This window comes from Archaeoglobus sp. UBA230 (assembly GCA_002507545.1).
Taxonomy (GTDB): domain Archaea; phylum Halobacteriota; class Archaeoglobi; order Archaeoglobales; family Archaeoglobaceae; genus Archaeoglobus.
This window is the reverse complement of record DAVR01000040.1, coordinates 18,038-28,602: the sequence shown is the minus strand read 5'-3', so window position 1 is coordinate 28,602 and position 10,565 is coordinate 18,038. Positions and strand designations below refer to the sequence as shown.

Genomic DNA, 10,565 nt, shown 5'->3' with positions numbered 1-10,565 from the left:
AAAAATTTCAGGACTATACACGAATCGCTGTTAGTTGAAAGAAAAATTTAAGTATGATGAAATCAATCAATTATTGTGATCACGCAATTCGTGTTCGTAGGACACAAGAAGGAAAAACTCATTGAATCCATCCGGGCGTTGAGAGAACAACCAATCTCAAAGATAATCCTCTTCGTCGGCGAGGAGGAGCTTCCTGGAGAGAGCAAAGCTCGCAGAACAGCTGAAGAGCTGAAAAAGGATCTAGAAACCATTTACGATGTAGAAATAGCGAAAATCGATAAAAGGAACGTTATTAGAGCCGCGAAGCAGCTCGTCGAGATGATAAACAGGGAAAAAGAGCGTGGTAAAGACGTTCTGCTAAACGCTTCAGGCTCCCTTAGGAGCGTCGCAATAGCTGCTTACATAGCAGCCTGCGTTACAGGTTCAAGGATCGTCACATCCATACCGAAGTACGACGAGAAGGAGGAAGAAATTGGCATTGAAGAGATAATTGAGGTTCCGACGCTACCGATAGATTTTCCAGGCGAGGAACAGATTCAAATTCTCTCGGCAGTTGACAGCGGAGTTAATTCTCTTGACGAGCTCGTCTTAAAGCTGAATCCCGATATGGAGAAGAAATCAAAAGAGTTCTTCAGCGAGAGGTCAAGGCTGAGTCACCACCTTTCGAAGCTTGAAAAAGCTGGCTTTGTCGTGAGAATGAAGAGGGGCAGAAACGTCAGGATCGAATTGACACCTCTCGGGAGGATTTTCTCGGAGGCGATGGGATGCCAGAGTTCCTAGACATATACATTCAACGAGTGAAATCTAACGAGCAGAGAATTTCAGCCGACTATTCAGCTTCGAAGCTCGATCTCAGAGATATCTTTAGAGAGTACTGGGTGGAAGCGCAGCTTTTCGCATCATCACCTTCTGACTTCTCAGTCCTCGCAATAGACAGCAGTTCAAGGCGAATTTCGACTGCTAACGGCGGAGTCTTCTACGTTGTCAGGGCTCTCGGAGTTGCGAGAGGAGTTAGGTACAGGGAGCTGATCGCAGACTTCGACTACGTTTCTGACACTCTGGAGGAGTCGACGGTCGTAAGCAGGAAGATGGAGTGGCTGGAACATAGGGTGGCGATGAAAGCCTTGGAAGATGGGTTCTCCGGTTACATACTTTTCGACGGGTCGATCTACGGCAGAGTGGCGCATCTACCTTTGGAAACGGGTTTCGCAAGGGATAGAGCCTTCATGCTCGACTACTTTGAGACTCTACTAGAGCTCCTCGACTGGTGTAAAAGGGTTGGAGTTCAAATAATCGGCATAGGCAAGGAGAGCAGAACGTCCTTTTTTAGGGAATTTCTGCTCATGAAGCTGGCGCTCAGACTTAAAGACGAGCTCGGGCTGAACGAGGCCGAGATCATAGACCTGCTATCTTTAGCCCTCGACAATAAAAGAGCTGCGCTGCGTAAGCTAGAAAGCGAGTACTCAGACATTGAGTTCCTTGAAAGAATTGTCGAAGAGCTGATATCAAAGAAGCCCGATTTTCAGCTCATTCTGGAATTTGCGGGATGCGCCGGATACACGACCCCACTCCTTCTCGGCGCTTCCGCGAGATGGAGGAGAGCCGTAAAGCAGATCCTAAGAGATCCAGAAGCGTATGTGAGAGCTCAATTCCCCATGTGCTCACGCAGCGAAGAGTTCGTGGATCGTGCGGTGGAAGTGGTACAGAGAATTCCGAGAATGCCGGCGATCGTTTCCTTCCACATTCTACCATCTTTAAACGATACGCCTATGCGCATTGACGTTCCGGCTTGGCAGCTAGGGATAGACAAAACGCTGTTCGAAGTAGGGTGGCCCGAAGACGCGAGCGTTGATGTCAGCGATATTCTTAGATTGATATCTGCAGGCTACTGCGGTCCTGAGAACTACAACATCTGGCTAAAAGCTGCCGATGACGGAGTTAGGCTGAGTAGGGAGATCTTCGAGAACGTGTACCTCCAGAAGTTCGAAGAAATTGTTGGGGTGTTTATAACATCGAGGGGGTATAGGCGTGTCCGATTCCCTTGAGAGGATCGGTTTTGTTGTTGGAGATGCTAACCCGACTGAATTTCTCTTCATAGTTGACGAGGACGAGTATCCGCCGAGATGGGAGTACGTGATGGTCAAATCTAAGGAAATCATCGGCGGTGAAGAAGTTGAGGTAGACGTCGTTGCCCAGATAGACTCAATCCAGTCCACGAGCTTAGCTCTTAGCCGGGTTATGAGTTTGGAAGCTGTTGAAAAGATAAGGGAAGCTGGTCTTGTTGAGCCGAGGGTTCTGGCCAAGGCGAGAGTTCTCGGTTTCATTTACGAAGGTGAGGTATTTCAGCCGAGAAGGGCAGTCTATCCTGGAGAGGACGTTTACAGGGCGCCCACCGACGTCCTCAAAGAATTTTATTCGTACCCTGAGGACGAGGGGCTCTTCATCGGCTATTTGATATCGAGGCAGGACGTGCCAGTGAGAATAAGCGTCAGAGGGTTCAGGAGACATCTGGCCATTCTAGCTCAGACGGGGGCAGGGAAGAGTTATGCGGCGGGGGTGCTGATAGAAGAGCTACTCAAGAAGGGGGCGACGATAGTAGTTATCGATCCGCACGCCGATTATGTCCGTCTCTCGCGCAAGAAGGATGGGAGTAAGTTTTCTGATAGGGTCAGCGTTTTTAGAACGCCGGAAAGCACAGGGAGATATGATGTCTCGCAGGTCAGCAGGGTGTACACGTACGAGGTGAAGTTCTCGGATCTAAGCGTCGAAGAAATTGCCACGATCTGCGGGATAAGAGAGAGTTACACAAACATACTGAAGAGTCTGAGAGAGGCCATAAAGGATCTCGGAGAGGGCTACAACCTCGAAGACCTGCTGAAGAAGCTCGAGGAGAGAGGAGATAAAGATTCCCTTAGAGCCATCAACTACGTCGAGAAACTCTCAAGCATGCGTGTCTTCGGATCTGTCACGACGGACATCGGCAAGCTACTAAAGCCCAAACACGTCGCCGTTGTAGATTTATCTGGACTTGACGACAGGGTCTCGGATTACGTCGCGTTCAGAATTCTATCCGAGATTTACGGGAAACGGGAAAAGGGTGAGTATGATTACCCAGTCTTCGTGTTTATCGAAGAGGCACACAGGTTCGTTCCCAATAAGGAGGAGACTTTTGCAAAGAGAATAATAAAGAGGATCGCCGCCGAAGGTAGGAAGTTTGGAGTCTTTCTCGTGCTTATCACTCAGAGACCCTATAAGATAGATCCCGACGCTTTGAGCCAGTGCAACAGCCAGATAGTGATGCGCATGACGAATCCTGAAGACCAGAGGGCGGTTAGAAACAGTTCTGAGAGGATGAGCGAGAGTTTGCTGAGCGATTTGCCCGGTCTGAATGTCGGTGAGGCCGTCATTGTTGGTGAAGTAACCAGAGCCCCAGTTATGGTGAGGATCAGGCAGAGAGAAACTGAAGAAGGCGGGGCCGACATAAATGTCGTTGAAAAGCTCAGAGAAGCTCTGAGGAAGGCTGAGGAAGAAGAGAGATCGAGAAATGAGATTATTAGAGAGGAGATTGAGAAGGTAAGAAGCATCGTGGAGGGTTTTGAATGAGGATAGCCCACATATCCGACACTCATTTGGGGTACAGGCAGTACAACCTCGATGAGAGGGAAAACGACTTCTACGAAGCTTTCAACGAAGCCATTGAGAAAGCTATAGAAGAGAGAGCGGACGTGCTCATACACTCGGGAGACCTTTTCGACTCGCCGACTCCGCCAATTAAAGCCCTCTACGTGTTTAAGAACGCATTGAGAAAGATTGACGGAAAGATGAAGATGTACACGATTCTCGGCGACCATGACGTGCCGAAAAGAAGGGGTATGCCTCCCCACAAGCTCTTCGACATTAGGGTTTTAGGGGTTGGAAGGCTTGAGTGGGAAGAGGTTAATGGGGTTCTGATTGCAGGCATCTCAAACCTCAGGGGGAGAGGTGTGGAGCTTCTTAAGGAGGAGTTCAAGAAGTTTGATGCAATTGCGGAGAAATACGAAAAGTCCGTGCTTATAGCTCATCAGGCAATAGAGAGATACTTGCCATTTGAGGGGGCCTATGAGCTGAAGGAGGACGACTTGCCGAGAAAAGCCACATATTACGCTTTAGGGCACTTGCACTCAAGGATTGCGGCGAGATTCGGCGACGGATATCTCGCCTATGCCGGCTCAACCGAGATAATCAGGAAAGATGAGATAAGCTCTTGGAGCAAGAAAGGCAAGGGATTCTACTTGGTAGATCTCGACGGAGATGAGGTAACGATCCACGAAGTTAATCTCGACATCAGACCTCAGCTGGAGGTTGAGGTTGAAGAGGACAACCTCGAGGAAGTCCTGAACTTCGTGAACTATCCTAAGCCCCCAATCCTCCACATAACGATTAAAGGTGAGAACGTAAATAGGCAGTATGCCATCGAGAGGTTAAGCGAGCTTCTTAAGGACAAAGTTCTCAGCTTCAAGCCGTCCTTCAGAGACCTAAGCCAGCCTTCGCCGCCGGAGCTGCCGAAAGGGTCGATAGACCTCAAATCGATCATGCGTGAATATCTCGGCAGCGACGAGTTCACGGAGCTTGCGATGAACCTTTTCGAGCGCCTCTCTCAGGACGACATTGAAGGGGCAAAGAAGGTTGCAGAGGAGTTTCTAGAGGAGGTGGTGGAAGGTGATAATAAAGAGAGTTAAGCTCACAAATTTCATTTCGCACGCCAACACCGAAGTCGAGTTTCCGCTGGGCGTAACGGTTCTCGTTGGCCCCAATGGCGCTGGAAAGACATCCATAATCGATGCCATAGTGTACGCCCTATTTGGAAAAAGGACGAGGGGGGAGAGGTTCGAGGACCTCATACGGAGCGGTGCAAATTCAGCAGAAGTCGAACTGACGTTCGAGGCGGACGGAAAGGAATACGCAGTTCATTGTGTTAGAAGGAAGAGAGGTTCGGAAGCTACCCTCTACAGAAGTGACATCGGACCGATTGCAACGACTCCGAACGAAGTCCTACAGGAGATTTCGAAGATCCTCGGGATGGACAAAGATACAGCTATGAACTCGATATTTATTAGGCAGGGTGAGATAACAAGCCTAATAGACGCCGATCCAAGGGAAAGGAAGAATCTAATTGGTAGGCTTATCGGTCTGGACAAGTTAGAAAAGGCCTGGCAGAACATGCACGATGTTATACAGCACTTCGAAGAAAAAGCAAAGGACTACAAGGTCGTAAAACGGGAACTAGAGCTCGCGGAGGAGGAAAGAAGGAAGATTGCTAGGAAAATGCAAGAGCTCAATGAAGAAATCAAAAAATTGGGTGAAGAGTTGAGAAGAGCTAAAGAAAATCTGAAAAAGGCCGAAGATGAACTGAACGATTGGAGAAGGAAGAAAGAAAAGTACCACGAGCTGAACGAGAGACTTGCTGCTGCGGAAAAAGAAATAGAGTCGAAGAAAAGGGAAATCGAGAGGCTCAAGCAGGAGCTGTCGGATGCAGAGAGGGCGAGGGAGGAAATGGAAAAGCTCGAACCGGAAATCAGAAAGATCCCTCTTCTGAAGAAGTATGTAGACACCCTCAATGAAAAGGAGAAGTGTGGAGCTGAGAGATCCCGGCTTACAGATGAACTCGACAGAGTACTGGCGTATAAGCGGGAAATAGACGAAACTAGGGCTGCCTACGAAGAGTACACAGAGAGCGAGAAAAGGGTTGAAGAAATAAAGAAAACCATCGAGGGGCTGCAGCATGTGGAGAAGAGAAGAGCCGAAATCGAGGCTACGGTCAGATCTCTTTCTCGGGAAATAGAAGAGGCAAAATCCGAGCTCGACAGGCTCGAAAGCAAAGCTCTAGATATTTTGCCTGAAGCGACAATTGAGGCCAAGGAGGCGCTGTTGAAGAAGCTGAGTAAAGAGAAAGCAGAGATTGAAGGGAGAAAGTCCGAGCTTGATGGAGAAGAGGGGAGGATAAAAGGAAGAATCAAAGAGATAGATGAGTGCTTAAGCCTGCTGGGCGAATCCAACGTTTGTCCGGTCTGTAAGAGCAAACTCACACCCGAGCATAGGGAGAAAGTTAGGAGGGACTTCGAGGAGGAGAGGAGAGAGCTTACCGAAAAGTTACAGTTGGTCAAAAAGGAGCTAGAAGAGCTAAATTCGAAGAAGAAACAGGTTGAGGAAGAAATTAGCAGAGTATCGGAAATTAACGTTGAGAGAATCGACGAACTTAGAAAGAATCTGAAGATCAAAACAATTGAAAAGGAAAAGTTGCAGAACGAATTAGAATCTCTACAATCTGAGCTGAACAAGCTGGAGGAACTGAGGAAGAACTTAAATGAACTCCAGAGTAGGCTCAGAGAACTTAGAGAGGACTACGAGAAGTTTATCGCAGCCCAGAAAGCTTTGGAAAAGGAGCGGAAGGAGGAGGAAATTAGATCCGAGCTCTTGAAGATCGAGGAAGTTATTAAAAGTCTGGACAGCAGCTTGGATGAACTAACAAGGGAACTCGGCTATGTGCCAGAAGATCCCCGAGCAGACTTGGATAAACTCGAAGGACTTAGAGAGAAGTATGAGGGCTGCAAGTTCAAAGCTGACACAATCAATGAAATCAGAGAGAACATTGAAAAAGCTGAGCAAGATCTGAGAGAACTGTTGACGATAAAAGAGGACGTTTTGAGGGAGATTGAGCAGCTCCAGTACAGCGATGAGAGGTACATGGAAGTCGAGAAGAAGTTCTACGAAGCGAGCAGTGTTGTAACGGGTATCAGAACCAAGCTGGATGATAAGATCGGCCAAAGAAAAGAGAAAGAAGAAGAGCTGAGATCCATCGAAGAGAAAATCGAAGAGCTAAAAGAAAAGCTGAAGGAGCTCGAAAAGGTAATGGAATTCGTTTCGGATCTTGAAAGAATCAGAAAAGCCTTCTCGAGAGATGGGGTTCAGAAGCTGCTGAGGCAGAAAATCGCCCCAATGATATCCGAATATGCGAGGAACTATGTCGAGCGCTTTAACCTTGACATAACAGACATTTCCGTCGACGAGGACTTCGACATCTCGATAATAAAGGAGGGCGGGGAGATTTCAATCAAGTCTATAAGCGGCGGTGAAAAAGTCGCCGTTGCCATTGCCCTGCGACTTGCTATAGCGAAGGCTCTAGCAGGCAGGATCTCCACGATCATCATGGACGAGCCGACTACGCACCTCGATGAGGAGAGGAGGAGGGAGCTTGTGGAGATCATGAAGAGCTTCTTTGGGGAAGGAGCTGCCGTTCCACAGATGATAATCGTCACACACCACAGAGAGCTTGAGGAGGTTGCGCAGACAGTGTACGAGGTTGAGAAGATCGATGGGGTTTCGAGGGTCAGACTTGTCGAATCCTTCGGAGCTGAGTAATCGGGAGGTTCTGGTGTGGAGATCAGGATCTACGATGGGGCGACGACAATCGGTGGCAATAAAATCTACGTCGAAGAGGGTGGTAAAGGGCTTTTCCTCGACTTCGGCATGAACTTCGCCAAGTACGGCGACTACTTTCAAGAGTTCTTGAGGGAGAGGGCTACTAGAGGTATTCACGACCTTTTGCACCTCGATCTGATTCCGAAACTGAACGTGTACCGCACCGATTTAATTCCATCTGACGTGGACATCACGAGATTTCCTAAGCTCAACGTTGAAGCGGTTTTGCTAAGCCACGCTCATTTAGATCACTGCGGGAATATAGGTCTGCTTCATGAGGGAATCCCAGTGATTGCAACTCCTACGACCTTAGCAGTTCTCAAGGCTATGAGAGATACGTCGCACTCGCTATTGGGTTCGGAGATCGCTTACTACTCACCCCGAAAACCCGGAGAAGATGATCGGGTTTTGACGAGTCAGAAGTCCAAGGTGTATGCGGGAAGAGACTTCATCTGCACCGATGAGGTAAACGATGAACTAATGGCCTTTTTAACCACCAGACCTGGAGAAGATGAAAAGGCGAAGAAGAAGTTTCAGCCCGGGTCAATTTATCACATCGACGAAACCGAGCTAGGCTACGATGTCGCGGCATTTGAAATCGACCACTCCATATACGGAGCTGCAGCCTACGTAATTTACGGCGATATTGCCATCGCATATACTGGCGATATAAGGGCGCACGGAAGGCAAGCCGAAAAGACGAGGGAGTTCGTAAGAAACGCTAAGGATGCAAGTGTGCTTATAATAGAGGGGACGAGGGCTAGTAGAGAGGATTACAATGAATCGGAGAAAATCGTTTTTGAGAACTGCCTAAAGGCAGTTGAGGAAGCTAAGGGTTTAGTAATAGCTGACTTCTCGCCTAGGAACTTTGAAAGACTTGAAACGTTCAAGGAGATCGCCGAGAAGACTGGCAGGCAGCTTGTAATTACTGCTAAAGATGCCTACATGCTCCATGCCTTGGAGCAGGCAGATGGGATCGACAGAATGCACGGCTTGGCGATATACTGCGAGCTGAAAGACAGGAAGGAGAAGTGGGAGAAGTTCGTCAGGAATGAATGGGAGGAGCATTTTATCGATCCTAAGGAGATTGCGACGAATCAGAGCGGTTACATCCTCTGCTTTTCTTTCAACGACATGAAACACCTCTTAGACATAAAGCCCAGTGGTGGTGTTTACATTTACTCGTCGAGCGAAGCATTTACAGAAGAACAGGAGTTTGACTTTTTACGACTTTACAACTGGCTGGTGAGATTCGGGTTTGATATTAGGGGCTTTGAGCTTGTATTTGGGAGACACAGACCTAAGCCGAGGTTTATCAAAGGCTACCACGCTTCTGGGCATGCGTCGAAGGAAGATTTGAGGTGGATCATCGAAAGCGTGGACCCAGACGTGATCATCCCCGTTCACACCGACAATCCGGGATGGTTTGAGGAGAATTTCGAGAACGTGAAGGTGTTGAAGGATGGCGAAAGTATCGAGTTTAACTGAGCTGCTTTTTGGAGTACCATCCGATATAGAGGTTTATCCAGAGATCACTCGTGGATTTCTTGAGAAAGGAGAGTACGGGATCGATGCGTTCAGAAAATACGTGAGAGAGCTGGGCTATTCGGATGCGAAGGTTGAAGAGGTCTTACTTGAGATATACAGAGAGGTTAAGAGGAGATGCGCAGAGGATCCGAGCTATGAAGAGTTGCTCGCCGCGGTATGTTCAGAAATCGGAGCTTTTTATTTAGATTTGGGATACGAGGGAGCTGAAAAATTCTTGCTCGAAGCTTTCAACCTGAGGAACAGGCTTTATGGTTCTGAAAGAGCGTTCTTACTTGCCAACACAATGAACAAGCTCGGGATATTTTATGTGCAGAATGGAAAGCCGGAAAAGGCGGAAATTATGTTTGAAGACGCTTACACGATAGTGAAAGAACTCTATGAACAATCCAAAGAGTTTGAATTCGACTACGCTTTAGCGGCAATAAATCTCGGAACGTTCTATTTCGAAACTTACAGGTCGGATGAGGGTCTGAAGTACCTGTTTGAAGCTCTGAAGCACAAACATGCGCTGCCATGCGGCGGAGCGGTTCCGTACTTCAACGTAGCACTCTGTTGTCAGGATTTAGGAGAATACGACAAGGCGATCGAATTCTACGTCAAAGCATCGGCAATCGCCCTCGATAAAGGATTTGTAGACATCGAGGAATCGCTGGGTAGAGCTTTGAAGATTGCAAGCCCAGAGCAGGTTTACTTCAAGATTGAAGAGCTGCTTAACAGGGGAGAGATTGGCAGGAGGGAGTTTGTGGAGTTGACCTCGATTTTGAGGAGGTTAGATGAATGTGCGAACTCTTCGCCTTAAGCTGCAACAGGAAGGATAGGGCGACTTTCAGCTTACCGCTCTTCGCCAGATACCACGAACCGTACTGGCACGGCTGGGGCATCGGATACTACGAAGAGACGCATGCGAGGGTTGTGAGAAACACAGACGATCCGAACTTCAGCGAGAGCTTCAGGCAAGCCATTCAGCAAGCTAAGAGTAACGTCATCGTAGCCCACATAAGGCTCGCCACGAGCGGAGATATCTGCCCTGAAAACTGTCATCCGTTCAAGTTCAGATACCTCAACAGGGACTGGCTGTTCGCCCACAACGGCACGATAGACATCGATTATCCGAGCTACGTCGATGGGTATAACGATTCAGCGAGGGCTTTCTCCTTCATGATGGACAAGATCGACGAATACCTGAGGAGGAGTGAGTTTAGGGGAATTTATCCGGCGGTGAAATATGCGACTCGCAAATTGCTCGAAACTTACGGCGGTAAGGTGAACTACCTTCTTTCGGATTCGAATACTCTCTTTGCCTTCTGCAACCATCGGAGGATGTACATGTTGAAGAGGGAGAAAGATTACGGAGGAGCGATTCTGATTTCAACGCAGAAGCTAACGAATGAGAACTGGATCGAAATTCCAAAGTATAGAGTAATTTGTGTGCTGAATGGAGAGTTGTTGGTTACGAGTGACAGAATTTTGAGGTAATCAGAGAAGTAAATCTCATAAATTACAGTGGGGGTTGAAAATGTGGGAATTTATAATAAATGATCCAAGTGAGGAATATTTAA

8 protein-coding genes are annotated in these 10,565 nt (G+C 47.9%); all 8 read left to right on the top strand.

Translation table 11 applies throughout. From position 1 onward, the window contains the following. The first annotated feature begins 75 nt into the window (after positions 1–75). From BP688_RS11790 to BP688_RS11755, 8 genes are read left to right on the top strand one after another with little or no spacing between them, the layout of a single operon-like run. The gene (locus tag BP688_RS11790; RefSeq protein WP_290597210.1) at positions 76–780 is read left to right on the top strand and encodes an HFX_2341 family transcriptional regulator domain-containing protein; all 705 of its coding nucleotides are present in this window, start codon (positions 76–78) and stop codon (positions 778–780) included. Continuing rightward, entirely contained in the window at positions 765–2,045 is a 1,281-nt protein-coding gene (locus BP688_RS11785) for a DNA double-strand break repair nuclease NurA (protein WP_290623546.1), read from the top strand. The genes BP688_RS11790 and BP688_RS11785 overlap by 16 nt, the downstream gene beginning before the upstream one ends. Continuing rightward, positions 2,029–3,603, top strand: coding sequence for an ATP-binding protein (locus tag BP688_RS11780; protein ID WP_290623544.1), 1,575 nt, complete (start codon positions 2,029–2,031; stop codon positions 3,601–3,603). Before BP688_RS11785 ends, BP688_RS11780 begins: the two co-directional genes overlap by 17 nt. Continuing rightward, positions 3,600–4,718 carry a metallophosphoesterase family protein gene (locus BP688_RS11775; protein ID WP_290597207.1) on the top strand — a complete coding sequence of 373 codons (1,119 nt, stop codon included), beginning with the start codon at positions 3,600–3,602 and terminating at the stop codon, positions 4,716–4,718. The genes BP688_RS11780 and BP688_RS11775 overlap by 4 nt, the downstream gene beginning before the upstream one ends. After that, positions 4,699–7,398, top strand: coding sequence for an AAA family ATPase (locus BP688_RS11770; protein ID WP_290623543.1), 2,700 nt, complete (start codon positions 4,699–4,701; stop codon positions 7,396–7,398). The genes BP688_RS11775 and BP688_RS11770 overlap by 20 nt, the downstream gene beginning before the upstream one ends. 15 nt (positions 7,399–7,413) lie before the next feature. Beyond that, the gene (locus BP688_RS11765) at positions 7,414–8,946 is read left to right on the top strand and encodes an MBL fold metallo-hydrolase RNA specificity domain-containing protein (RefSeq protein ID WP_290597206.1); all 1,533 of its coding nucleotides are present in this window, start codon (positions 7,414–7,416) and stop codon (positions 8,944–8,946) included. Continuing rightward, the gene (locus tag BP688_RS11760; protein ID WP_290597205.1) at positions 8,921–9,805 is read left to right on the top strand and encodes a tetratricopeptide repeat protein; all 885 of its coding nucleotides are present in this window, start codon (positions 8,921–8,923) and stop codon (positions 9,803–9,805) included. Before BP688_RS11765 ends, BP688_RS11760 begins: the two co-directional genes overlap by 26 nt. Further along, complete coding sequence (locus tag BP688_RS11755; RefSeq protein ID WP_290597204.1) at positions 9,784–10,482, top strand: class II glutamine amidotransferase; 699 nt, start codon at positions 9,784–9,786, stop codon at positions 10,480–10,482. Before BP688_RS11760 ends, BP688_RS11755 begins: the two co-directional genes overlap by 22 nt. The last annotated feature ends 83 nt before the right edge of the window (positions 10,483–10,565 follow it).

Bases quoted from the DNA above. Each gene is read 5' to 3' on its own strand.
- BP688_RS11785 (WP_290623546.1), top strand. From the start codon at position 765: ATGCCAGAGTTCCTAGACATATACATTCAACGAGTGAAATCTAACGAG.
- BP688_RS11775 (WP_290597207.1), top strand. From the start codon at position 3,600: ATGAGGATAGCCCACATATCCGACACTCATTTGGGGTACAGGCAGTAC.
- BP688_RS11760 (WP_290597205.1), top strand. From the start codon at position 8,921: ATGGCGAAAGTATCGAGTTTAACTGAGCTGCTTTTTGGAGTACCATCC.
- BP688_RS11755 (WP_290597204.1), top strand. From the start codon at position 9,784: ATGTGCGAACTCTTCGCCTTAAGCTGCAACAGGAAGGATAGGGCGACT.